This window comes from Cupriavidus sp. 05L411 (genome assembly GCF_056398045.1).
This window is the reverse complement of sequence record NZ_JBFTOQ010000021.1, coordinates 99,732-122,959: the sequence shown is the minus strand read 5'-3', so window position 1 is coordinate 122,959 and position 23,228 is coordinate 99,732. Positions and strand designations below refer to the sequence as shown.

Below are 23,228 nucleotides of genomic sequence, written 5' to 3'. Positions count from 1 at the left end.
AGCTATCACATGATGGGCGTGCCCACCGCCATGTTCACCCCGCTGTTCGTGATCGCGCGCACCTCGGGCTGGGCTGCGCATAYCATCGAGCAACGCATCGACAACAAGATCATCCGCCCCAGCGCCAACTACACCGGGCCGGAAAACCTCAAGTTCGTGCCGATCAAGGATCGCAAGTAATCTAGCCGGCTGCCGGTTTGCTCCCCTGTACCGCCCGTGGGAGAAGGGGGTAGTTGGCCGCAAAGCTGGGCCACTACCCCCTGATCATTACTCTCTTTCGTCCCTAAAAAATGAACACTGCAAACCGCAAACCGCTGCCCGGCACCCAGCTGGATTTCTTCGACACGCGTGCCGCGGTCGACGCCATCCAGCCGGGCGCTTATGACAAGCTGCCGTACACGTCGCGCGTGCTGGCCGAGAACCTCGTGCGCCGCTGCGACCCGGCTACGCTGACCGATTCCCTCAAGCAGATCATCGAACGCAAGCAGGAACTGGATTTCCCCTGGTTCCCGGCGCGCGTGGTCTGCCATGACATCCTGGGCCAGACCGCGCTGGTCGATCTCGCCGGGCTGCGCGATGCCATTGCTGCCCAGGGCGGCGACCCGGTCATGGTCAACCCGGTCGTGCCGACGCAACTGGTGGTGGACCACTCGCTGGCCGTCGAGTGCGGCGGTTTCGATCCCGATGCGTTCGCGAAGAACCGCGCCATCGAAGACCGCCGCAACGAAGACCGCTTCGACTTCATCAACTGGACCAAGAAGGCCTTCAAGAACGTCGACGTGATTCCGCCGGGCAACGGCATCCTGCACCAGATCAACCTCGAGCGCATGAGCCCGGTGGTGCAGGTGAAAGACGGCGTGGCCTTCCCCGATACGCTGGTCGGCACCGACTCCCACACCCCCATGGTGGACGCGCTGGGCGTGATCGCCATCGGCGTGGGCGGCCTGGAAGCCGAAAGCGTGATGCTGGGCCGCGCTTCCTGGATGCGCCTGCCGGACATCATCGGCGTGGAGCTGACCGGCAAGCCGCAGCCGGGCATCACCGCGACGGACACCGTGCTGGCGCTGACCGAATTCCTGCGCAAGGAAAAGGTCGTGTCGTCCTACCTTGAATTCTTCGGCGAAGGCACCACTCACCTGACGCTGGGCGACCGCGCCACCATCTCCAACATGGCGCCGGAGTTTGGCTCCACTGCCGCGATGTTCTACATCGACGAGCAGACCATCAAGTACCTCAAGCTCACCGGCCGCGACGATGCGCTGGTCAAGCTGGTGGAAACGTATGCCAAGGAAACCGGCCTCTGGGCGGACAGCCTGAAAAATGCCGAGTACCCGCGCGTGCTCAGGTTCGACCTGTCCACCGTGGTGCGCAACATSGCCGGCCCGTCCAATCCGCACAAGCGCGTGCCCACCTCCGAGCTGGCCGCGCGCGGCATCAGCGGCAAGGTCGAGAACGAGCCCGGCCTGATGCCGGACGGCGCGGTGATCATCGCCGCCGTCACCAGCTGCACCAACACCAACAACCCGCGCAACATGGTGGCCGCCGGGCTGCTGGCGCGCAACGCCAACAAGCTCGGCCTCACCCGCAAGCCGTGGGTGAAGAGCTCGCTGGCGCCGGGTTCCAAGGCGGTGACGCTCTACCTGGAAGAAGCCAACCTGCTGCCGGAACTGGAGCAGTTGGGCTTTGGCGTGGTGGCTTATGCCTGCACCTCCTGCAACGGCATGTCCGGCGCACTGGACCCGGTGATCCAGAAGGAAGTCGTGGACCGCGACCTGTACGCCACCGCCGTGCTGTCCGGCAACCGCAACTTCGACGGCCGCATCCATCCGTATGCCAAGCAGGCCTTCCTGGCCTCGCCGCCGCTGGTGGTGGCCTACGCCATTGCCGGCACCATCCGCTTCGATATCGAGAAGGATGTGCTGGGCACCGACGCCGATGGCAAGCCGGTGACGCTGAAAGACATCTGGCCGTCCGACGAAGAGATCGACGCGGTGGTTGCCGCCAGCGTGAAGCCTGCGCAGTTCCGCAAGGTCTACGAGCCAATGTTCGCCGTAACCGCCGACACCGGCGAAAAGGCCAACCCGCTATACGACTGGCGCGAGATGAGCACCTACATCCGCCGCCCGCCCTACTGGGAAGGCGCATTGGCTGGCGAACGCGCGCTCACCGGCATGCGGCCCCTGGCCGTGCTGGGCGACAACATCACCACCGACCACCTGTCGCCGTCCAACGCCATCATGCTCGATAGCGCAGCCGGCGAGTACCTGGCSAAGATGGGCCTGCCGGAGGARGACTTCAACTCCTACGCGACCCACCGCGGCGACCACCTGACGGCGCAGCGCGCCACCTTTGCCAACCCCACCCTGAAGAACGAAATGGTGATGGTGGACGGCAAGGTCAAGCCGGGCTCGCTTGCCCGCATCGAGCCGGAGGGCAAGGTCACCCGCATGTGGGAAGCCATCGAGACCTACATGGMSCGCAAGCAGCCGCTGATCGTTGTGGCCGGCGCCGACTACGGCCAGGGCTCCTCGCGCGACTGGGCCGCCAAGGGCGTGCGCCTGGCCGGCGTGGAAGCSATYGYGGCCGAAGGCTTCGAGCGCATCCACCGCACCAACCTGGTCGGCATGGGCGTGCTGCCGCTGGAGTTCAAGCCTGGTGTCAACCGCACCACGCTGGGCATCGACGGCACCGAGACCTACGACGTGATCGGCGAACGCACGCCGCGCTGCGAGCTCACCCTGGTGATCCATCGCAAGAACGGCGAGCGCGTGGAAGTGCCGGTGACCTGCCGCCTCGATACCGCGGAAGAAGTGTCGATCTACGAAGCCGGCGGCGTGCTGCAGCGCTTCGCGCAGGACTTCCTCGAATCGTCGAAGGCCGCTGCGTAAGCGCGCGCGCGGGCGCATCGACCAGCAACGTGTTCGGGCGGTATGGCGACGTACCGCCCGCTTTCATCAGGACGAATTTTCCATGGCCCACGTACCCCAGATCAAGATCCCCGCCACCTACATCCGTGGCGGGACCAGCAAAGGCGTGTTCTTCCGCCTGCAGGATCTGCCCGAAGCCGCGCAGGTGCCGGGCGCCGCCCGCGACGCGCTGCTGATGCGCGTCATCGGCAGCCCCGATCCCTATGGCAAGCAGATCGACGGCATGGGTGCCGCTACCTCCAGCACCAGCAAGACCGTCATCCTCTCAAAAAGCAGCAAGCCCGATCACGACGTCGACTACCTGTTCGGCCAGGTCTCCATCGACCAGCCGTTTGTCGACTGGAGCGGCAACTGCGGCAACCTCTCCGCCGCCGTCGGCCCCTTCGCCATCAGTGCCGGCCTGGTCGACCCCAGCCGCATCCCGCACAACGGCGTGGCCATCGTGCGCATCTGGCAGGCCAATATCGGCAAGACCATCATCGGGCACGTACCCATCACCAATGGCGCCGTGCAGGAAACCGGTGACTTCGAGCTGGACGGCGTGACCTTCCCCGCCGCCGAAGTCCAGCTCGAATTCATGGATCCGGCGGCCGAGGAAGACGGCGCCGGCGGCGCCATGTTCCCCACCGGCAACCTGGTCGACGATCTCGAGGTTCCCGGCGTTGGCACGCTGAAGGCCACCATGATCAATGCGGGCATTCCGACCATCTTCCTGAACGCGGAATCCATCGGCTACAAAGGCACCGAGCTGCAGGACGCCATCAACGGCGACCCCAAGGCGCTGGCGATGTTCGAGACCATTCGCGCCCACGGCGCGGTGCGCATGGGCCTGATCAAACATATCGATGAGGCCGCCACCCGGCAGCACACGCCGAAGGTCGCCTTTGTCGCCAAGCCGGCCGACTACGTGGCCTCCAGCGGCAAACCGGTTGCCGCAGGCGACGTCGACCTGCTCGTACGCGCCTTGTCCATGGGCAAGCTGCATCACGCCATGATGGGCACGGCCGCGGTCGCCATCGGCACCGCGGCGGCCATCACCGGCACGCTGGTGAACCTGGCTGCCGGCGGCGGCGAGCGCAACGCAGTGCGCTTTGGCCATCCCTCGGGCACCTTGCGGGTGGGCGCCGAAGCCAGCCAGGTCGATGGCGAATGGACCGTGACCAAGGCCATCATGAGCCGCAGCGCCCGCGTGCTGATGGAAGGATGGGTGCGCGTGCCCGGCGACGCGTTCTGAGGCACGCGACGTGGAGGCATGGGTTTCACGCTGGAGTGCGCTTGACCGGGTGAGCCATGTCCTTAGCTGCGTAGCTCCGTAGTGCCAGCCACGGCGCCCGCCACCGGGACTATCCCGAAGCTGCCACTATCTGCATCGATCGCCTGAGTGGATCAGCGTCTCCCGCCCCGTCCGCCCCGCTCGAATGGCAGTCCGGTCGCGTAGCGAGCGGACTGCCATTTTCCATTCAAGCCTTACCTCTCGCCCTGCAGGCTTGCCTGGCTCGCCGAAGCCGCGTGCGGCCCAAATTGCGGTATCCCGTGAGGCGGCACCGGTTGGGTCGTAGGGCGCAAATACCTGGCCGTTAATTGCGCTAATGATGTCGAGCCAGGGATCTCAATCGTGCGGCGCAGGTGGCTTGGCGGTCTGTGGCTCGACAGGCACGAAGATGACCTCGCCCGAGGCCACCAGCCGAAGCTCGCCACCGGCCTGTTCCGCGAACACTTCCGCCCTGGCAAACACCTGCCGCTTGCCTGCCTTGGTCACGCTGGCCCGCGCCACGAACGCCTGCCCCACGGCCGGCGCCATGCAGTTCACCGAATAGTGGGAAGCCATCACCGGCCCCCCTACCGTGGTGGCCGCGAATCCACAGGCGGTATCGACCAGGGCGCCGATCACGCCCGCATGGAGGAATCCCGCATATTGCGTGGCTTGATCGTGCCAGGCCATGCGCAGCTCCGCCACCCCGCCCTGCGCGCTGATCACCTCGAAGCCCAGCCATCGGTTGAAGGCGGCGCTCTGGTTGACACGCTTGACCATGTCCAGCGAATAGGCGCCACTGGTGGTCGCGCTAGTGGTGGCGTTGGTGCTGCTCGTATCTGCTGTCATTGCATGACCCTGCCTGATTAAGATCCAAGGAAAAAACTCACTGCATGGCCCGGAACGTCGCGTTGGCCCTGGCGCAAGCCACGCCGTCGGCGGTGACGAAAGCCTGGGCAAAGCACAGCGTGCCGCCGACCTTGGTGAATGACGTTTCGAACATCAGCCACTGCCCGATCCTTGCGACGTTGAGGAAGTCGATCGACAGGTTCACGGTGACCAGGCTGCGCGGCTCGGCGAATTGCATGCCGCACGACAGCCCCATGGCGTTGTCTGCCAGGGCCGTGATCAGCCCGCCATGGGCAAAGCCGCGTGCGTTGGTGTGGGCCTGGGCGAGCTTCACCGCCAGCACGATGGCCTGGTCCGAGCGCCGCGAGTACAGCGGCTCCCAGGGATCGGTCAGCGGACTATGGCGGAAATGCGGCGCGAAGCCGGTGGGAAGGTCGGCGGGAAGATCGGCATGTCCGGCCGTGGCGCTGGTCATCGTGGTGTCTCCTGGTTGTATCGTTGAGGCTGTGATGGCTCAACCACTATTTTTAATGTAGACCAGTCTATATAATTCCAGCAGGATATCAACCCCTCCAACGACCAAGGACTTCATCACATGGCCGCTCAAGCCAAGCATCGGGACAAGATCATCCGCGCCGCCGCCGTGCTCTTTCGCCGGTATGGCTACGCCGCCAGCGGCACCAATGACATCGTTGCATTGAGCGGCGCGCCAAAGGGCTCGCTCTATCACTACTTCCCGAAAGGTAAAGAGCAGATCGCCGAGGAAGTCATCGTGTACGCCGGCGAACTGGTGCGTGCGACGCTCGCGCAGCTATGCGCGGAGCACGACTCGCCGGGCGCGATCGTGCGGGCCTATGGCGTCTTGATGGCCGGCTGGATGGCCCAGTCTGACTATCGTGACGGCTGCCCGATCTCCACCATCCTGCTGGAAATCGCCCCGGAGGCCGAGGGCGTGGCGGCAGCGGGCAACGCGGCCTTTGCCGCATGGGAAGCCGTGCTGGCCGATGCCTTCGCGGCACGCGGGATCCCACGGGTACGCGCCACCGAGCTCGCCGGCCTGGTGATCTGCGGCTGGCAAGGGGCACTGACGCTTGCCAAGGTGGCCAGGAGCGGCCAGCCAATCCGGCGCGCAGTGGATGAGCTGGCGCGACAACTCGACGCCGAGCCGCGGAACATCGCCCAGGGCCAGCCCGGCTGATACCTCGCGCGCGATCTGTACGCCATCCCCCAGCCGAAGACACCTGATGTCCTACAACATTGAACGCGTCGCGAACCTCATTTGCATCAGCCCGTCACCTGAGATTGGTGCTGAAGCACCCTGATTCGTGACGGCACCTACGAAAGACAACTGAGCTGCCGGACCTAGGTAAAGTTGCCATACAACATTGAGCAAGCGAGCGCCCCAACATGGTCAGTACGGCCCTACCGCACCTGGACAGGACGCGTGCCGGCTCACGACGATGAGTCAGGCACCCTCGAAGATTCGACGCCTGGCATTCTCGATATGCCGGCGCATCGCGATCGAGGCTTGAGTCGGCGACCGCTGCACAATAGCCTCGATGATCGCCAGATGCTCGGCCTGGACCTGCTCGAAGCGCGTGGGATTGCGCGTCTGCCCCAGGTTACGGGCCAGTTCCATGCACTGGCGAATCGGGCCGAGCGCATGCTCGACCGTGGGCACGAAGAAAGGATTGTGAGATGCCCGCGCAATGGCCAGATGCAACTGCAGATCCTCCTCCACGCCCGACGTCTCGCTTTCCTGCGTGCGGTCCAGCGCGGCGTAGGCGGCGCGAATAGCGTCGATGTCCGCATCGGTGCGCATCTGCGCTGAAATCTCAGCCACGCCGACTTCCACACAAAGGCGGAATGCATAGTAATGCTCGATGTCCGCGATGCTGGATATCTGGGGGGTGACCGGCTGCCCGCGTACCGGCATGCGCTGGATGTAGCTTCCGGATCCCCGCCGCGAGACCACGATGCCCTCTGATCGCAAGCGCGACAGCGCCTCCCGCACGGTTGTCCGGGATACCGCATAACGGCTGGCCAGATCGGCTTCCGTCGGTAGCTTCTGGTCCGCGGAAAACTCTCCCCGCAGGATCGCTCCGATGATCAGCTTGCAAACCTGCTCTGAAAGACTGGTGCTGTCGGTTGCCGTCAATACCAATTCGTCCACACCTTGCTCCTGCTGCTCCGCCGGTTGGCCGGCGTAGGGTTGTTGCGCAAGCTGTCAGACTAACATACTGCATGTGGGGTCCATCAACAGTTCAGCACGCCAATTCACTTTTGAAATATGGTCATTAAGCCATCTATGGACGGGGGGTAAACCCGATTTCCCGATCGTTGTCGTTGACAAGCCTTTGAAATCCTAAGAAAGTTGTCCTACTTTAAATGCACTTGTCGGACAAATAAAATTAACTCATGTTGTATGACGTCCCATGAATGATTGCGGGACCAGTTAAGCTGGCACGCTCCATGGGATCAGAGCGCGAGCGCTCCATACGCCAAACCAAACCAAACAAGACGGAGATTTCATATCGTGACCAAGATTGCATTAAGCGGCGCCGGTGGGCAGTTGGGCACCGTGCTGCGGACCGCCCTGCTGGCGCGCGGCTATGGCCTGCGTTCGTCGGGCAACTCGCAGTCGCTCGTACCGGTCGCTGAGGGCGAAGAGGTAATGCGTGGCGACTTGCGCGACCCGACCGTGGTCGACCGTCTGCTGAACGGTGTCGACGTGCTGATTCACATGGCTGGAACGAGTGTCGAGCGCCCCCTGCCGGAGATCATCGACAACAACCTGCGGGCGCTCGTCGAGGTTTATGAGGGCGCGCGGCGCCAGAAAGTCGGCCGCATCGTGTTCGCCAGCTCCAATCACGCGATCGGCATGTATCCGGTGGACCAGCAACTCTCGACCGACTGCGAGTTTCGCCCGGATGGCTTTTACGGCTTGAGCAAGATGTGGGGCGAAGGGCTTGCCCGTCTTTACTGGGACAAGCACGGCATCGAGAGCGTCTGCGTGCGCATCGGCAGCTGCGTGGAGAGACCGCAAGAGTTTCGGCATCTGAGTACCTGGCTGGGACACGATGATCTCGTGCATCTCATCGAGCAGGGCATCACCGTTCCTGACCTTGGCTTCCTCGTCGTGTGGGGCGTCTCCGCCAATACGCGCAGCTACTGGAACAACGATGGCGCGGCGCGCCTGCACTACCAGCCCAAACAGAATGCCGAAGATTTCGCCGAAGAAGTTCTCGCCGCCCCGAACCCGCTCGATGCCATCGGCCGCCAGTACCAGGGCGGCAGTTTCGCGAGCATCGACTTCACGCCAGAGGCGCAGCGGCATGGCGGCGTACGCGGGTAGCGCGTAAGCCAAGAGGCTTGATTTCCAACCGATGCCCCACGCCGAGGATCAATGGCCGCTTGCTTTGGCCGCCTGACCTGCGTGGGCTGGCCCTGGGGCCAACCGGGATCGAGAACGACGTAGCGCGGCACACGGCTTTGCCGCGAATCCATAAATACAAGGAGACATGATGAAACACATAAAGGGCATGCGCTGGTGGATGGTCAGCCTGGTCACGATGGGCCTGATCGTCAACTACCTGGCGCGCAATACGCTATCCGTTGCCGCACCGACGATGATGTCGGAGTTGCATATGACGACCCAGCAGTACTCTTATGTGGTCGTGGCCTGGCAGGTCTGCTACGCCTTGATGCAGCCGGTCGCCGGCCTGGTACTGGACGCCATCGGCACCAAGATCGGCTTTGGCATCTTCGCGCTGGCGTGGTCGCTGGCATGCGCCGCCGCCGCGTTGGCCTCCGGCTGGCAAGCTCTGGCGTTCTTTCGCGGCTTGCTTGGCCTGGCCGAAGCCGCCGGCATCCCCGGTGGCGTAAAGGCAACGACGGAATGGTTCCCCGCCAAGGAACGCTCGATCGCCATCGGCTGGTTCAACATCGGCTCGTCGATCGGCGCGCTGTGCGCCCCGCCGCTGGTCGTGTGGACAATCCTGAACGGCGGCTGGCAACGGGCCTTCATCATCGTCGGCGCGCTGGGCGTGGCATGGACCGTACTGTGGATGCTCTGCTACAAGCATCCGAAGAATCAGCAGCGCCTGTCGGACCAGGAACGCGAGTACATCCTTGCCGGCCAGGAGGCGCAGCACAAGGATGCCAACGTGGCCAAGGCAAGCTGGCTCGAGATCATGCGCAGCCGGAATTTCTGGTCGATCGCGATTCCCCGTTTCCTGTCGGAGCCGGCCTGGCAAACCTTCAACGCCTGGATTCCGCTTTACATGGCAACCGAGCGCCATATGAACATCAAGGAGATTGCGATGTTCGCATGGCTGCCCTTCCTTGCCGCCGACATCGGCTGCGTGCTGGGGGGCTATCTCAGCCCGTGGTTCCACAAGCACCTCAAGGTGTCGCTGTTTACCTCGCGCAAGCTGGTCATGCTGGTCGGCTGCCTGGCGATGATCGGTCCGGCCTGTGTTGGCCTGGTGGACAGCCCGTACAGCGCCATCGCGCTGTTGTGCGTCGGCGGCTTCGCCCACCAGACCTTGTCGGGCGCGCTCTACTCGATCACGTCCGACGCGTTCGGCAAGAACGAAGTGGCGACAGCCACCGGCCTGGCCGGCATGAGCGGCTACCTGGGCGCGACCCTGTTTACGCTGCTGTTCGGCATCGCCGTCACGCATATCGGCTACAGCCCGCTGTTCGTCCTGCTGGCAGTGTTCGACCTGATCGCCGCCGCCATCGTCTTCCTGATGGCGCGTGAACGCGCTGCGCCCGGCGCGGCCGCGGCCAGCCTCGGCTCCCCCGCACTCCACTCCTGACACCTGACGAAACACAGCCCGCGACAAGCCTCCCGGGCCCGAACGCACGCGCGTTCGCGGCCCAGGCGAAGTGCTGCCCACGATTGGCGGATGCACGCCCATCGGCACGGCGCACGGATAGCGGCTCGCGGTTGTGCAAAGACTTCGGCACGGGACCAGCCGTGCTGGAAAAATCCAAGAACCTTAGAGGAGATCGTTGAAATGAGAATGAAATTGCTTGCGGCCACAATGGCTGCCCTGGCCGCTGGCGGCGCAAATGCTCAGTCGAGCGTGACGCTGTATGGCGTGGCGGATGCCGGCCTCGAATACACGAACAAATCCTCCGCGACGGCCGCTGGCGCTCCCGGCGGCAACGCTTATCGGTTGACCTCGGGCAATCAGTCCGGCTCGCGTTGGGGCATGCGCGGCGTCGAGGATATCGGCGGCGGGCTGAAGGGCATCTTTGTACTGGAAAGCGGTGTGAACTTCGACACCGGCTCGTCGGGCCAAGGTGGCCGCCTCTTCGGGCGCGCAGCCTATGTCGGCCTGCAGAGCCCGTACGGCACGTTCACCCTGGGCCGCCACACGACCCCGTTCTTCGACTTCGGCCTGCTCTACGATCCGATGGCGATCTCGACACGCTACGGCATTACCTCGACCGCGCCGGAATTTGGCTCGCGTGCCGACAACAGCGGCAAGTACATCGGCACGTTCGGCGGCCTGACCGTGTCCGGTCTCTACAGCTTCACCAACAATGGCAACGAAGTGGCGGGAGCCTTCACCAACGGCCGCGAATACAGCTTCCTGGCCAGCTACGCGGCGGGTCCCTTCGCGGTGGGCGCGGCTTATGACCAGGCGAACAACACCGGCGCCGCCAGTGCGCAGATGATTCGCCGTGCCACCGCGGCTGGCTCGTACACGCTGGGTGCTGCCAAGGCATTCCTGGGCTACCGCTGGGCAAAGGCTTACAACGGCGCCTCGCTGCCCGGCGGCCAGTTCACCAACGGCGGGTCGAACCTGTACTGGGCAGGCCTGGCCTACCAGCTGACCCCGGCATTCTCGCTGACGGGCGCCGCGTACTACCAGGACTTCCGCAATAGCGGTGCCGACCCGTGGGACTTTGTCGCTACAGCCGACTACGCCTTGTCCAAGCGCACCGACCTTTACGCTTCCCTGTCTTACGTCAAGAACAAAGGCAACTCGAACCTGAGCGTGAACGGCTTCAACAACAACAGCCCGACCGATAGTGCGTACGTTCAGGCTGGCGCGAACCAGTTTGGCGCGACGCTCGGCATTCGCCACAAGTTCTGATCCGGTGCGAGACGCCGGCATCCTGACCGATGCCGGCGGCGCCGCTCAATGACCTCCCACGTCATCAACCGGCAGCCAAGGCCGGCGCAGCCAGCCGTTTATAATGAGCGCCCATCCGCCCCGCCACCCAGCCGCATGCCGTCAAACCCGCAAGACCCCAGCCAATCCGCCCAGCTAACCAACGGGCAGCCGGAGTCACAGCCGGAGTCACAGCCGGAATCACAGCCGAATGCACCACGCGGCGACGAAAGCCTGTTCGACCGCCCGGACAGCCCGTGCATCGGCATCTGCTCGACCTTGTTCGACGAGATCTGCCAGGGTTGCGGGCGCAGCGCCATGGAAGTCAGCAACTGGGTCTTCATGGACGACACGGAAAAGCAGGCCGTGTGGGAACGCATCACGCGCGAGGGCAAAGGCAAGCGCTTCCGCCAGGGCTGAGCCAGGGCCGACTCTTCCGCCCACGGTGGCAAGCTTAGGCTCAGGCTCAACCGCCTGCCAGGCGCCGCTCCATATCCTCCACCTCGCGCCGCTCCAGCCGCTGGCGCGCCAGCTTGCGCCAGTTCTCGGCCAGTGCCGGCAGCGTCGCCATGGCGTACAAGGCGCCCGCATCCAGGCGATCCACATAGAGCACGTGCAGCAGCCGCTGCAGGCTCCAGTCCGGATATGGCCGCTCGACCAGCACCAGGCTGTCGCCCCGCGCCAGGCCGCCCTCTTCCAGCACCCGGTAGTACCAGCCCGTGCGCAGGCTTTGCTGGACCGCGCGCGCCATGCCGGCGTGCCCGAACCGATGGTTCAGCTTCCAGCATGGCTGGCGTGCCTGCGACACCTCGACCAAGGCCCCGCCCAGGCGAAAACGATCGCCAATGCAGACATCGGCCTCGGTCAGGCCAGCGGTGCTCACGTTCTCGCCAAACGCGCCGGGCCGTGCCAGTACCTCGGCCGCCTGCGTGGATAGCGGCGAGAGTTCCTCGCGCCAAGCCGGATAGTGATCGAAGGCGTAGTGGTGAATGGCCTTTTCCGGGCCGCCATGGTGCCTGGGGTCTCCCTGCCCGTCCCCGGCCAAACCCAGCACGGTGACGCGCACCGCCCCGTCCACCGCCTGCTTGTCGATGCCGCTAGGCACACCCTTGGGCCCAAACGGGCGCACGGTGCCCAGCAACACGCAGCCAATGGGAATGGACACCTCGGTCATCGTCATCGTCATCGCCTGCTGGCCGGTTGCAGCACCAGCGTGTCGAAGGCCTCATTGCCCGGCGCGCGGCGGCCCGGCGCCATGGTGATGTACTGCACCGCGGCCCACTTGTCGGTCCAGTCGCGGTAATGGGTCGACGTCACGTTGCCCGATTGCCCGGTCGAATCCATGAAGCGCGACTCGGCCAGGTCTGACAGGTCGTAGATGGCACGCAGGCTGGCCGCGTGCACGCTCTCGAACGGCGCCGCCTCGTCGCGCAGGTTGTGGCGCCCTACGTTGACCGTATAGGTGTCGCCGCCACTGGGTACCTTGACGTTGAACAAACCCGCCAGGTAAGGCTGCTTGCCGAACGGCTTGTGCTCGGAGCGGGCCGCATGCGCCTGGCCCCAGCGCCAGCGCTCAGGCTTGTCGCCGTAGCGCCGGTCCAGGTCGGCAATGGCGAGGCGCCAGGCTTTGGCAACGGCATCGTCGCAGCTCTCCGGCGCCGGGGTCGTGCTGTCGTCGCACCAGAACGCGCCTTGCCCCCGCGGATTGCGCAATACGTTGAGCATGGGCTGCTGCACGTTACGCTGCTCCCACAGGCGGTTGAACAGCGTATCTCCGACCTTGTCCTCGAACAGCACGCGCGACAGCTCGCGCAGCCATGCGGTTGCGACCAGCGGCTCGGACAGACTGGGCTGCATATCGCCATCCCATTTGCGCAGCGATGCGATCAGCGCGCGCTCGCGCTCCGGTAGCGCCGGGTCGCTGGCGATGGGAGATGCCAGCAGCAGCGGCAAGGCATCGCGCACGGCGAGCGAGAGCGTGTCTTTCTGGATCGCGCCAAAACTGTCCATGGTGTGCCGCTCGGTGGCGTCGATCAGCGTGCGGATGCGCTGGTAGCGATACGGCACGGTCCATTCGCTGGTCAGGAAATACGGATAGTCGTCCTCGACGATCTTCTGGTTGGCGGTGGCGATCACGCCCTCGGGCGGATTGAAGCTGCGCGGCAATTGCTCGAAGGGGATGAAGCCGCTCCAGTCGTAGCGCGCGTCCCAGCCGGGGGCCGGCGCCAACCCCTTCAGGTCATTGTCGGCGCGGCGCAGCGGCACGCGGCCCGGCGCGATAAAGCCGATGTTGCCATCGACATCGGCGTAGACGATGTTCTGCTGCGGCGAATGGAAATCGCGCAGCGCCGCCAGGAAGCTGGCCCAGTCGGTGGCGCGGTTCAGCGCCAGCCCGGCCTGCACGGTCCGGTCATCGGCACGCAGCGCGGTCCACTGGAAAGCCACCACGTACTGCGCCCCGAGCGGGGCCGCAGCGGTCGCCACCGGCTCGGCCGCATCCGAGATCACCGGGCCGTGGCGCGTCTCGCGCACGATCAGCGTCACGTCGGACGCGCCCTTGACGTGGATGGTCTCGGTGCGCGTGACGAACTCAGCCCAGCCGTCCGGCGTCTGGTAACGCTGCGTGCTGCCAGGCTGCAAGCGCTCGATATAGAGATCCTGCACGTCCGGCGCGGTATTGGTGAAGCCCCAGGCGATGCGCTGGTTATGCCCGAGCACCACCGCCGGCATGCCGGGCAGCGTGGCGCCCGTGACATCCAGCCCGGGAGCCTGCATCTGGGCGAAGTACCACAGCGCCGGCGCCTGCAGCCCGAGGTGCGGATCATTGGCCAGCAGCGGCTTGCCCGAACGGGTATGGGCGCCCGACACCACCCAGTTGTTCGAGCCCATGCCCTCCACATAGCCTGCCGGCGCCTGCTGCTCGACACGCGCCATGGCCGTGGCCAGCGGCGCCAGGTGCCGGTAGAGATTACCGTAGTCCATGGTGCGCAGCGGCCGTTCGCCAGGATAAGGCGCCAGCAGCTCGTTGATGCGCGACACGGGCAGCACCTGCGCGAGCCGCATGCGCAACGTCTCCTGGGTCCAGTTGCCGCCCAGGTCCCACGCCATCATGGTCTGCCAGGCCAGCGTATCGGCCGGCTCCCAGCGCTCGGGCTGGGTACGCAAGATCAGGAACTCCGGCGGCAACGGCCCCTTTCGGCCATCGATATAGGCATTCACGCCATCGGCATAGGCCTGCAACATGGCCCGGGTCTCGGCGGAGGATTGGGCCAGGATGGCTTCGGCATTGCGCCACACGCCCAGGGTACGCAGGAAACGGTCGGTATCCAGCGCGCTCGGCCCCAGGATTTCCGCCAGCCGGCCGGACACGATGCGCTTGCTCATCTGCAACTGCCACAGCCGATCCTGCGCATGGACGAAGCCGAGCGCAAAGTAGGCATCCTGTGCATTGGCCGCCTTGATATGCGGCACGGCATGGCGGTCCCGGACGATCGATACGCTCTCGCGCAAGCCGGGCAACTTCAGCGTGCCCGCGGTCTGCGGCTGCGATGCCTGCCGATACCAGACATAAGCGCCAAACGCGCAGACCAGCAGCAGCACCGCCAGCGTCAATACCAGCCAGGTCAGCCGTTTCAACCAACGCATCGATCCCTCTCCCCGCGTGGCGTGTCGCGCCCGCGCTTTTATTTATGTTTTTGGTCCCATGCCTCTTGCCCCGTCCGCAGGTCCGCGTTCAGTCCCGCGTTCAGTCCAGCTTGCCAGCCAATGGCACTCGGCATTATCGCCGAATCATGCCTGCAGCCAACGTGAATCGAGCCAGCAAACCCACCCATGAAAAATGCCCGGACCAGCCGGGCATTTTTCCTCGCGAGCCGCCGGCCTCAGGCAGCCGGCTTCTTCATCTGCAGCGACTTGTACTCGAGGAATTCCTCAAGCCCGTACTTGCCGGCCTCGCGCCCGTTGCCGGACTGCTTGTAGCCGCCAAACGGCGCCTGCATGTTGAACGGGCCGCCGTTGATGTCGACCTGGCCGGTGCGGATCCGGCGCGCCACGCGGATGGCGCGCGCCTCGTCGCCCGACCACACGCCGCCGCCCAGCCCGTAGATGCTGTCGTTGGCGATGCGCACGGCATCTTCCTCGGTGTCATAGCAGATGATCGACAGCACCGGGCCGAAGATCTCTTCCTGCGCCACCGTGGCCTTGGGATCGACATTGCCCAGCACCGTCGGCTTGACGAAGAAGCCCTTGTCCAGCCCTTCGGGCGCCTCGGGGCCGCCTGCAACCAGCTCGGCGCCCTCGTTGATGCCGCGCTGGATATAGCCGGTCACGCGGTCCTTCTGCGCGGCTGAAATCAGCGGGCCAAGGCGGCTGGTTTCCAGCAACGGGTCGCCCACGGTATAGCCCTCGACCACCTTCCTGGCAATGGCCTTGACCTCGTCGTAGCGCGCGCGCGGCACCAGCATGCGGGTATGCGCCGAGCAGGTCTGCCCGGAGTTGAGGAAACAGGCGCCCACGGTACCCTTGACCGCGGCAGCCAGGTCCGCGTCGTCCAGAATCACCGAAGCGGACTTGCCGCCCAGCTCCAGCGCCACGCGCTTGACGCTCTGCGCGCCGAGTTCGGACACCCGCTTGCCGGCGCGCGTGGAACCCGTGAACGACACCATGTCGACTTCCGGGTGGCTGGCCAGTACCTCGCCCACCACCGGACCGTAGCCGGTGACCAGATTGAATACGCCCGGCGGCAGCCCGGCGGCTTCGATCACCTCTGCCAGCACGAAGGCATTGAGCGGCGCCACTTCCGACGGCTTAAGCACCACCGTGCAGCCCGCGGCCAGCGCCGGCGCCACTTTCAGCGTGATCTGGTTGAGCGGGTAGTTCCACGGCGTAATGGCCGCGACCACGCCCACCGGCTCCCGAACCACCAGGGAATTGCCGACTTCTTCCTCGAACGCGAAGGTCTCGAGCAGCTTGGCGGCCTGTGCCCAGTTGTAGACCGGGCCGCCCACCTGAATCGCGCGCGCCATCTTGATCGGCATGCCGACTTCGCCGGCGATCAGTTGCGCCAGTTCTTCGCTGCGCGCCTTCAGGCCCTCCGCAATCTTGCGGATATAGTCCGCGCGCACGCTGGGCGGCGTGGCCGACCAGCTGTCGAAGGCGGCTCGCGCTGCCTGGATAGCCTCCTCGGCGTCGCGTGCGTGGCCTTCGGGGATACGGCCCATGACGGCTTCGGTCGTGGAGTGGATGACGTTGATCAGGCCGGTACCGTGCGGGGCAACCCACTTACCGTTGATAAAGAGTTTGTCTCGTTGTTGCATGGCCACAGTTTTCAGTTGGGTGAATAGGCGGGTGCAAATTTTGTTACTTTTATGGTGCATCACATTGTAGTGCGCTTTGGCGACTCGTTTTTTTGCAGCGCGCCAGCAGCCCAAACAACGTGGCGATAATCGGCCGGCGAGCCGCATGACGCAAAGTGCGGTATACCACACTGTGCTGCTCGGCCTATAACAATGGAGCGAGACATGTCCGACCCGGTTTTTCATAAGACCGAGCAAGGCCAGGATGAAATCCGCACGCGCGCGCGCAAACTGGACCATAAGCTGCGCGCCTTGCTGCTGATCGTCAATGGCGAGCGCCGGCGCAGCGCGCTGCTGGCACAGACCGGCGGCATGGGCGTGGGGCCGGAGAGCATTGACGCCCTGCTGGCTGCCGGTCTGATCCGCGCGGAGAATGCGCCACAGCCTGCGGCGGCTACCAGCCCCGCAAACCCGCCCGCCAGCGGGGATCGCCATGGCGACGCCAAGGCCGACAGCCTGCTCTCCATGCACAGCATGCGTGGTGCCAATGTGCCGTCATGGGACGACGCCTTGCCTGCGCCTGCTTCCCCGCAACCCACGGGCGGCACTTACCAGCAGCTTTATCACTTCTATACGGATGTCATCGGCCATCACCTGGGCCTGCGCGGCTACCTGCTGCAAGTCAAGGTGGAAAAGGCCGGCAGCCCGGCGGAACTGGCGGCGCTGCGCGGCCCGCTATACAGCGCCCTGCACAAGGCCAAAGGGGAGATTACGGCCAGCGCCATCATCGACCAGCTCGACAAGATGGTGCGCGACGACGGGCATGCATCGGCCTGAGTGGCCGCAATGGATCCCGGCCACAAAAACAAGAAGGGCCGCACATGGCGGCCCTTCTTGTTGGCTCGGCTGACGCTTGCTGCTTAGCCGTCGATACCCTGCGACTCCAGGTACTCGTCATACGTACCCAGGTAGTCGGTTAGCGTGCCGTCGTTGCGCACTTCGATCACGCGCGTGGCCAGGCCGCTGACGAACACGCGGTCGTGCGAGACGAAGACCAGCGTGCCGGTGAATTTGTCCAGCGCGATCTGCAGCGATTCGATGGATTCCATGTCCATGTGGTTGGTCGGCTCGTCGAGCGCCAGCACATTGTGGCGGCCCAGCATCAGCTTGCCCCAGATCATGCGGCCCTTCTCGCCGCCGGACAGCACCTTGACCGACTTCTTGATGTCGTCGGCCGAGAACAGCAGGCGGCCCATGGTGCCACGCAGCGACTGGTCGTCGTCGCCGGCCTGGGTCCACTGGCTCATCCAGTCGATCAGGTCGCGGTCGACCGGGAATTCCTCGAAGGTGTCCTGCGGCATATAGCCGACATTGGCGTTCTCGGCCCACTTGATGGTGCCGCGATCGACTTCCACGCCGCCCTTGACGGTGCTGCCCAGCAGGCTGCGCAGCAAGGTGGTCTTGCCGGCGCCGTTTTCGCCAATGATGGCCACGCGCTCGCCGGCCTGGATCGCGATCGACAGGTTGTTGATGACCTTGCGATCGTAGGTCTTGGTCACGCCCTCGGCTTCCACGGCCAGGTTGTGCAGCTTCTTGTCGAACTCGAAGCGGATGAACGGGTTCTGGCGCGACGACGGCTTGATGTCCTCTACCTTGATCTTGTCGATCTGCTTCAGGCGCGAGGTAGCCTGGCGGGCCTTGGACTTGTTGGCCGAAAAGCGGCGCACGAAGTCCTGCAACTCGCCAATGCGCTCCTTGGCGCGCGTATTGGCCGCCAGCTGGCGCTCACGCGCCTGCATGGAGGCTTCCATGTAGTCGTCGTAGTTGCCCGGGTAGACCTTGAGCGTGCCGTAGTCCATGTCGGCCATGTGCGTGCACACGGAGTTCAGGAAGTGGCGATCGTGGGAGATGATGATCATGGTGGAATTGCGCTCGTTGAGCACTTCTTCCAGCCAGCGGATCGTATTGATGTCGAGGTTATTGGTCGGCTCGTCGAGCAGCAGCACGTCCGGGTTCGAGAACAGGGCCTGTGCCAGCAGCACGCGCAGCTTCCAGCCCGGCGCCACGTTGCTCATGGTGCCCTGGTGCTGGTCGGTGGGGATGCCCACGCCCAGCAGCAATTCGCCGGCGCGCGCCTCGGCCGTGTAGCCGTCGTACTCGGCATACTTGGCCTCCAGCTCGGCCGCCTTCATGTAGTCTTCGTCGGTGGCTTCGGGGTTGGCATAGATGGCGTCGCGCTCGGCGGCGGCGGCCCACATCTCGGTGTGGCCCATCATGACCACGTCCAGCACGCGCATGTCTTCATAGGCGAACTGGTCCTGGCGCAGCTTGCCCAGGCGCACGCCCGGCTCCAGCATGACGGTGCCGGCGGACTGCTCGAGATCCCCGCCGAGGATCTTCATGAAGGTGGACTTGCCGCAACCGTTCGCGCCGATCAAGCCGTAGCGGTTGCCCTCGCCGAACTTGACCGAGATATTCTCGAACAACGGCTTGGGGCCGAACTGCATGGTGATGTTTGCGGTAGAAAGCACGTCTGGGACCTTGTATGGATGATGAGGCGCGGGACTTGCCGCGCTTGCCTCGGGCTGCCGCCCTGCTGATGGCTATGCAAATGGCTAATCGCTTGATTTGCTTAGCTGCGTGGACGGCGCAAAGCCAGGCATGGCAACCTGGTGGCGCGTTGGCGCGAGGCCCGGGCAGGGAATTCGGGAAACAACCCGCGATTTTACCACTGGCGGGCAAAGGAACGAAGCGATAAGCCTCAGATGTGGGCGCAAGGCGCCGCTTTCAACACCGGGTAACCCGACAGCGACAGCGAAAATCCATCCGCACGTGCACTCAACTGCGCCTGCCCGCCCACCGGCAGGGTCAACTTGCGCGGGCAGTGGCCGAACGGCAGGCCGGTGAGGACCGGCACCGACAGGCGCTCCTGCATGTACGCCACCACGGCAGGCAGGTCATAGCCGTTGTCGTAATCCGTCACGCGGTAATTGGAAAAGTCGCCCAGCAGGATCGCGCGCTGCGCGCCAAGCACGCCAGCCTGGTCCAGCTGCAGCAGCATGCGCTCGACCCGGTAAGGCGGCTCGTTGACGTCTTCCAGGAACAGGATGCCGCCCTGCACCGCCGGCATGAACGGCGTACCCAGCAAGCTGCACAGCATCGCCATGTTGCCGCCCCACAGCGTGCCCGACAACGCGCCCGTGAAAGGCTGACCGCCAGCTTGCGGCGCATCCACGTCGATGGTGTACGCCGGATCGCGCAGCACGCCGTTGAAGTGCTGCCACATGAACGGGTCGACCACGTCCGCGCCAAAATCCGCCAGCAGCATCGGGCCGGCAAAGGTGACGCCGCCGGTGGCCGCCAGGTACGCCAGCTGGAAGGCCGTGAAATCGCTGTGGCCGACGATGGGCGTCTGGCTCGCGCGCGCCTGCTCGGCGATGCGGGCAAAGTCCACCTGCTCCAGCAGCCGTGCAATACCGTAACCGCCGCGCACAGCCAGCGTCAGCTCGTGCGGCGCGCCGGTGCCGATGGCATGCAGGTCGGCCAGCCGTTCGGCATCGCTGCCGCCAAAGCGCAGGTAGCGGCGCGCCAGCACATCCGGGTTGCCAACATGAAAGCCCTGCCCCTTGAGCCAGGCGCAGCCGCGCGCGGCGATGGCGACGTCGTGCGGATAGCCGGAAGACGCGATCAGGCGGACTTCGGTGGCTGGCGTGGGCGTAGGCGTGGGCTGGCTCATGCGTCGGGGTTCTGGCTTGGGTCGGTGTCGGTGTCGGTGGAGGCAACAGGCGCGGCAGCGGCGCAATGCGCGCAGGCAGGCGCATCGCTTGCCCCCACAATCTGCGCCGCTTCTTGTGCGGCTTCTTGTGCGGCTTCTTGCGCCGCTTTCTGCGCGGCCTTCTGGGCCCGGCGCCTGCCGCCGAAGAAGTCCTTCAGCATGCGCGAGCACGCGTCGGCCATCACGCCGCCGGCAATGGTGGTCTGGTGATTGAGCTGCGCCTGCTCGAACAGGTTCAGCACACTGCCCGCGGCGCCGGTCTTGGGATCGGTGGCGCCAAACACCACGTGGCGAATCCGCGCATGCAGGATCGCGCCGCTGCACATCACGCAGGGTTCCAGCGTCACGTACAGCTCGCACTCCGGCATGCGGTAGTTGCCGATCACGCGGGCAGCGGCGCGCAGCGCCTGCATTTCAGCGTGCGCGGAAGGATCGACCGAGCGGATCGGCAGGTTGTGGCCGCGCGCGATGATGGTGTCGTTCCACACCACGACCGCGCCCACCGGGACTTCGCCGGCGGCTTCGGCCAGGCGCGCTTCGTCGAGCGCGGCCTGCATATAGCGGCGGTCGCGCGCAAGCGCCAGATCCATGGACAGATCCGGGCTCGCCAGGCTGGCCTCGGGCGGGAGGGTCGGCTCGGTCATCGCGGCTGCATCGTGCGGCGAGTCAGTCCTGCGCCGGCAGGCTGAAGGCAGCGCTGACCTCGGCCCAGCAGTTCGGGGTCTCGAACAGCACCAGGCGGGTGAGCTGCAACTGGTGCCCGAAGCAATCCTTGAACACCGGGGCAAGCATGTCGAAGGCGATCTGGGCCAGGTTCTCCACGGTCGGGATGGCATCGAGCACCACCGTCTTGTGCCCGTCCATGGTCTGCAGGAAGTTCAGCAGCGCGGTATCGCCGCGATGGATCAGGAAGGCGTGGTCCCACTTGGACACCAGGTGTTCCGTGGCCAGCGCCTTGATATCGCTGAAGTCCAGGATCATGCCCTCATCCGAGGCGCCGGCGCGATGCAGCACCTCGCCCGACAGCGTCAGGTCCAGGCGATAGCGGTGGCCATGGATGTTGCGGCACTGGCCGCCATGGTTGGGAATGCGGTGGCCGGAGTCGAACTCCAGCCGGCGGGTAATGGAAACTTGCTTGTTCATGTGGGCCAATGGGTGCCGAGGTGTGCCGGTGCGTACCGGCGCGATTTGCGCGATTTGCCTACCGGATGCCGAGCAGCTTGTGGGTCTGCAGCGAAAGGCGCCAGAGCGGACGGCGCTGGCAGAACTCCACCGCCAGCGCGGTATTTTGCCGTGCCAGCGGGCCATCCATGGCCTGCACCAGGAAATAGCGGAAATCAAGGTGCTCGTATGCGGCGAAATCCTGGCCATCCTGCGGGATCACCACCTTGAGTTCGTCGCCGCGCCTGACCACCAGTTCGGAACCCATCTTGGGACTCACGCAAACCCAGTCGATGCCCTCGGGCACCGGCAATGTGCCATTGGTCTCGATGGCGATCTCGAAGCCGCGCGCATGCAGCGCGTCGATCAGCGGCGCATCCAGCTGCAGCAGCGGCTCGCCGCCCGTGCAGACCACCAGCGGACGCCCGGCGGCGCTGCTATCCACGGCCTGCGGCCACTGGGCCGCCACCTTGTCGGCGAGCGCCTCGGCGGTGCGGTACTTGCCGCCCTCGGTGCCATCGGTGCCAACGAAGTCGGTGTCGCAGAACTGGCAGACCGCGCTGGCACGGTCTTCTTCGCGCCCGCTCCAGAGATTGCATCCGGAGAAGCGGCAGAACACGGCTGCGCGGCCCGCGTTGGCGCCTTCGCCCTGCAGTGTGTAGAAGATTTCCTTGACGGCGTAAGTCATGCTGGCTGGTAAAGCTCTGGTAGCTTTTATAGGTAGTGCTGTGGGTGGTGCAGTGAGGCAGTCGGTGCACGGCGCGCGGCGAATGCCGGGCGGGCAACTGGCGACGAGTGGCGACTATTGGCCAGGAAACTGCGGCGAACGCGCTATTTTCGCACAGGAGCGCAATCCGCTCCAGCCGCCTCCTCGATTTCCCCTATTGCCAAGGCCATGCTCAGGCGCTGTCCATGGCCCGCGCCGGCCTAAAGTTGCGCCCAAGCCGCCTCACGCAGCTTGCCACCGACAAAATCCAGGAAGCTGGCGATGCGCGCCGAAAGCTGGGTGTTGAGGTAGTAAACCGCGTTGATCGACTGACGCTCGTCAATGGTGTGCGCCATCAGCACCTGCACCAGGTCGCCGCGGCGCCGGTCCGCCTCGGTCATGAAGTCCGACAGGCAGACCAGGCCCTCGCCCGCCAGTGCCAGCTGGCGCAGGGTTTCGCCGCTCGATGCCGACAGATGCGGCGTGATCTGCACCTCTTCGCCCACGGCGCCGCGCAAGGGCCAGCGATTGAGCGATTCGGGCTGGTTGAAGCCAATCAGGCTGTGGCCGGCAAGGTCCGCCACGCTTTCCGGGCGGCCCCGCGCCTTGAGATAGGCTGGGCTGGCCAGCACGCGCACACGGCTGCTGGCCAACGCACGCGCATGCAGGGTGGAGTCGCGCAGCGTGCCGATACGGATCGCCACATCGGTACGATGTTCGAGCAGGTCGATGATCTGGTCGTTGGTATTGAGCTCCAGCTCGATTTCCGGATACGCCCGGCGGAATTCCCCGATCAGCGGCACGATCACGTGCAGCATGAACGGGGATGCCGCGTTGACCCGCAGCCGTCCCGCCGGCCGCTGGCGGCGCACGGCCATCTGTTCCTCCGCCAGGTCCACGGAAGCCAGGATCGCGCGCGCGTGGGCCAGCAGTGCCTCGCCCTCCTCGCTCAGCGCGAGCCGGCGCGTGGTCCGGTGCAGCAGCGTGGTGCCCACCTTGTCTTCCAGGCGGCTCAGCGCACGGCTGATGCCGGAGACGGTTTGCCCCAGTTGCTCGGCCGCAGCCGTGATGGAGCCGCTGTCCACGACGGTGGCAAAGGCCTGCAGTTCTTCGAGTGTGATCTTCATTGTTGA

21 protein-coding genes are annotated in these 23,228 nt (G+C 65.1%); 9 read left to right on the top strand and 12 right to left on the bottom strand.

Translation table 11 applies throughout. The features are described 5' to 3' along the window. The 3 genes from AC1DQR_RS23815 to prpF all read left to right on the top strand — a co-directional run. A partial coding sequence (locus AC1DQR_RS23815) for a citrate/2-methylcitrate synthase (RefSeq protein WP_477133898.1) occupies positions 1–180 on the top strand: 180 nt, incomplete at its 5' end. Between the two features lie 110 nt (positions 181–290). Further along, entirely contained in the window at positions 291–2,888 is a 2,598-nt protein-coding gene (acnD, locus tag AC1DQR_RS23810) for a Fe/S-dependent 2-methylisocitrate dehydratase AcnD (RefSeq protein WP_477133897.1), read from the top strand. An 82-nt stretch (positions 2,889–2,970) separates the two neighbouring features. Then, positions 2,971–4,161 (top strand): 2-methylaconitate cis-trans isomerase PrpF, encoded by a 1,191-nt coding sequence (gene prpF / locus AC1DQR_RS23805; protein WP_477133896.1) that lies wholly within the window; start codon positions 2,971–2,973, stop codon positions 4,159–4,161. A gap of 375 nt (positions 4,162–4,536) precedes the next feature. On the opposite strand, the gene AC1DQR_RS23800 is transcribed toward prpF, so the two are convergent. Further along, entirely contained in the window at positions 4,537–5,028 is a 492-nt protein-coding gene (locus AC1DQR_RS23800; RefSeq protein WP_416048699.1) for a PaaI family thioesterase, read from the bottom strand. Positions 5,029–5,065: 37 nt separating this feature from the next. Next, on the bottom strand, positions 5,066–5,503 hold the full coding sequence (locus tag AC1DQR_RS23795; protein ID WP_477133895.1) for a PaaI family thioesterase: 438 nt from the start codon (positions 5,501–5,503) through the stop codon (positions 5,066–5,068). 120 nt (positions 5,504–5,623) lie between these two features. On the opposite strand from AC1DQR_RS23795, the gene AC1DQR_RS23790 reads away from it, so the two are divergent. After that, a complete protein-coding gene (locus AC1DQR_RS23790) occupies positions 5,624–6,226 on the top strand; it encodes a TetR/AcrR family transcriptional regulator (protein ID WP_416048701.1) in 603 nt (200 codons plus the stop codon). Between the two features lie 267 nt (positions 6,227–6,493). On the opposite strand, the gene AC1DQR_RS23785 is transcribed toward AC1DQR_RS23790, so the two are convergent. Next, entirely contained in the window at positions 6,494–7,201 is a 708-nt protein-coding gene (locus AC1DQR_RS23785; RefSeq protein WP_309407070.1) for a FadR/GntR family transcriptional regulator, read from the bottom strand. Between the two features lie 363 nt (positions 7,202–7,564). Between AC1DQR_RS23785 and AC1DQR_RS23780 the strand changes: the two genes are divergently transcribed. The 4 genes from AC1DQR_RS23780 (at position 7,565) to AC1DQR_RS23765 (ending at position 11,579) form a co-directional block, all read left to right on the top strand. Beyond that, positions 7,565–8,383 (top strand): NAD-dependent epimerase/dehydratase family protein, encoded by an 819-nt coding sequence (locus AC1DQR_RS23780; protein ID WP_416048702.1) that lies wholly within the window; start codon positions 7,565–7,567, stop codon positions 8,381–8,383. 169 nt (positions 8,384–8,552) lie between these two features. Continuing rightward, complete coding sequence (locus AC1DQR_RS23775) at positions 8,553–9,851, top strand: MFS transporter (RefSeq protein WP_416050492.1); 1,299 nt, start codon at positions 8,553–8,555, stop codon at positions 9,849–9,851. A gap of 201 nt (positions 9,852–10,052) precedes the next feature. After that, positions 10,053–11,141: a porin gene (locus tag AC1DQR_RS23770; protein WP_416048703.1), complete on the top strand. Its 1,089-nt coding sequence runs from the start codon at positions 10,053–10,055 to the stop codon at positions 11,139–11,141. Between the two features lie 135 nt (positions 11,142–11,276). Next, entirely contained in the window at positions 11,277–11,579 is a 303-nt protein-coding gene (locus AC1DQR_RS23765; RefSeq protein WP_416048704.1) for a DUF1289 domain-containing protein, read from the top strand. Positions 11,580–11,625: 46 nt separating this feature from the next. Here the strand turns inward: AC1DQR_RS23765 and AC1DQR_RS23760 are convergent, their stop codons facing one another. The 3 genes from AC1DQR_RS23760 to AC1DQR_RS23750 all read right to left on the bottom strand — a co-directional run bounded on the left by AC1DQR_RS23760 (position 11,626) and on the right by AC1DQR_RS23750 (position 16,474). Continuing rightward, on the bottom strand, positions 11,626–12,339 hold the full coding sequence (locus AC1DQR_RS23760; RefSeq protein WP_416048705.1) for an MOSC domain-containing protein: 714 nt from the start codon (positions 12,337–12,339) through the stop codon (positions 11,626–11,628). A gap of 2 nt (positions 12,340–12,341) precedes the next feature. Next, the gene (locus AC1DQR_RS23755; RefSeq protein WP_416048706.1) at positions 12,342–14,804 is read right to left on the bottom strand and encodes a penicillin acylase family protein; all 2,463 of its coding nucleotides are present in this window, start codon (positions 14,802–14,804) and stop codon (positions 12,342–12,344) included. 236 nt (positions 14,805–15,040) lie between these two features. Beyond that, positions 15,041–16,474 (bottom strand): aldehyde dehydrogenase family protein, encoded by a 1,434-nt coding sequence (locus AC1DQR_RS23750; protein ID WP_416048707.1) that lies wholly within the window; start codon positions 16,472–16,474, stop codon positions 15,041–15,043. A gap of 204 nt (positions 16,475–16,678) precedes the next feature. Here AC1DQR_RS23750 and AC1DQR_RS23745 point away from each other — a divergent pair, with 204 nt between their 5' ends. Beyond that, positions 16,679–17,290 carry a hypothetical protein gene (locus tag AC1DQR_RS23745; protein WP_416048708.1) on the top strand — a complete coding sequence of 204 codons (612 nt, stop codon included), beginning with the start codon at positions 16,679–16,681 and terminating at the stop codon, positions 17,288–17,290. Between the two features lie 83 nt (positions 17,291–17,373). On the opposite strand, the gene AC1DQR_RS23740 is transcribed toward AC1DQR_RS23745, so the two are convergent. The 6 genes from AC1DQR_RS23740 to AC1DQR_RS23715 form a co-directional block, all read right to left on the bottom strand. Beyond that, positions 17,374–18,984 (bottom strand): ABC-F family ATPase, encoded by a 1,611-nt coding sequence (locus tag AC1DQR_RS23740; protein ID WP_043346757.1) that lies wholly within the window; start codon positions 18,982–18,984, stop codon positions 17,374–17,376. A gap of 230 nt (positions 18,985–19,214) precedes the next feature. Further along, entirely contained in the window at positions 19,215–20,189 is a 975-nt protein-coding gene (ldcA, locus tag AC1DQR_RS23735; protein WP_416048709.1) for a muramoyltetrapeptide carboxypeptidase, read from the bottom strand. Then, complete coding sequence (gene tadA, locus AC1DQR_RS23730; protein WP_477133894.1) at positions 20,186–20,872, bottom strand: tRNA adenosine(34) deaminase TadA; 687 nt, start codon at positions 20,870–20,872, stop codon at positions 20,186–20,188. Before tadA ends, ldcA begins: the two co-directional genes overlap by 4 nt. A 22-nt stretch (positions 20,873–20,894) precedes the next feature. Then, positions 20,895–21,371 carry a 6-carboxytetrahydropterin synthase QueD gene (queD, locus tag AC1DQR_RS23725; RefSeq protein WP_006159634.1) on the bottom strand — a complete coding sequence of 159 codons (477 nt, stop codon included), beginning with the start codon at positions 21,369–21,371 and terminating at the stop codon, positions 20,895–20,897. Positions 21,372–21,429: 58 nt separating this feature from the next. After that, positions 21,430–22,077: a 7-carboxy-7-deazaguanine synthase gene (queE, locus tag AC1DQR_RS23720; RefSeq protein ID WP_416048711.1), complete on the bottom strand. Its 648-nt coding sequence runs from the start codon at positions 22,075–22,077 to the stop codon at positions 21,430–21,432. Between the two features lie 239 nt (positions 22,078–22,316). Beyond that, complete coding sequence (locus AC1DQR_RS23715) at positions 22,317–23,222, bottom strand: LysR substrate-binding domain-containing protein (RefSeq protein WP_477133893.1); 906 nt, start codon at positions 23,220–23,222, stop codon at positions 22,317–22,319. Positions 23,223–23,228: the final 6 nt, after the last annotated feature.

What these genes read in the sequence shown, in the direction of transcription:
- prpF (WP_477133896.1), top strand. Translation starts at nt 2,971, where the DNA reads ATGGCCCACGTACCCCAGATCAAGATCCCCGCCACCTACATCCGTGGC.
- AC1DQR_RS23800 (WP_416048699.1), bottom strand. Translation starts at nt 5,028, where the DNA reads ATGACAGCAGATACGAGCAGCACCAACGCCACCACTAGCGCGACCACC.
- AC1DQR_RS23795 (WP_477133895.1), bottom strand. Translation starts at nt 5,503, where the DNA reads ATGACCAGCGCCACGGCCGGACATGCCGATCTTCCCGCCGACCTTCCC.
- AC1DQR_RS23790 (WP_416048701.1), top strand. Translation starts at nt 5,624, where the DNA reads ATGGCCGCTCAAGCCAAGCATCGGGACAAGATCATCCGCGCCGCCGCC.
- AC1DQR_RS23775 (WP_416050492.1), top strand. Translation starts at nt 8,553, where the DNA reads ATGAAACACATAAAGGGCATGCGCTGGTGGATGGTCAGCCTGGTCACG.
- AC1DQR_RS23770 (WP_416048703.1), top strand. Translation starts at nt 10,053, where the DNA reads ATGAGAATGAAATTGCTTGCGGCCACAATGGCTGCCCTGGCCGCTGGC.
- AC1DQR_RS23765 (WP_416048704.1), top strand. Translation starts at nt 11,277, where the DNA reads ATGCCGTCAAACCCGCAAGACCCCAGCCAATCCGCCCAGCTAACCAAC.
- AC1DQR_RS23760 (WP_416048705.1), bottom strand. Translation starts at nt 12,339, where the DNA reads ATGACGATGACCGAGGTGTCCATTCCCATTGGCTGCGTGTTGCTGGGC.
- AC1DQR_RS23755 (WP_416048706.1), bottom strand. Translation starts at nt 14,804, where the DNA reads ATGCGTTGGTTGAAACGGCTGACCTGGCTGGTATTGACGCTGGCGGTG.
- AC1DQR_RS23750 (WP_416048707.1), bottom strand. Translation starts at nt 16,474, where the DNA reads ATGCAACAACGAGACAAACTCTTTATCAACGGTAAGTGGGTTGCCCCG.
- AC1DQR_RS23745 (WP_416048708.1), top strand. Translation starts at nt 16,679, where the DNA reads ATGTCCGACCCGGTTTTTCATAAGACCGAGCAAGGCCAGGATGAAATC.
- ldcA (WP_416048709.1), bottom strand. Translation starts at nt 20,189, where the DNA reads ATGAGCCAGCCCACGCCTACGCCCACGCCAGCCACCGAAGTCCGCCTG.
- tadA (WP_477133894.1), bottom strand. Translation starts at nt 20,872, where the DNA reads ATGACCGAGCCGACCCTCCCGCCCGAGGCCAGCCTGGCGAGCCCGGAT.
- queD (WP_006159634.1), bottom strand. Translation starts at nt 21,371, where the DNA reads ATGAACAAGCAAGTTTCCATTACCCGCCGGCTGGAGTTCGACTCCGGC.
- queE (WP_416048711.1), bottom strand. Translation starts at nt 22,077, where the DNA reads ATGACTTACGCCGTCAAGGAAATCTTCTACACACTGCAGGGCGAAGGC.
- AC1DQR_RS23715 (WP_477133893.1), bottom strand. Translation starts at nt 23,222, where the DNA reads ATGAAGATCACACTCGAAGAACTGCAGGCCTTTGCCACCGTCGTGGAC.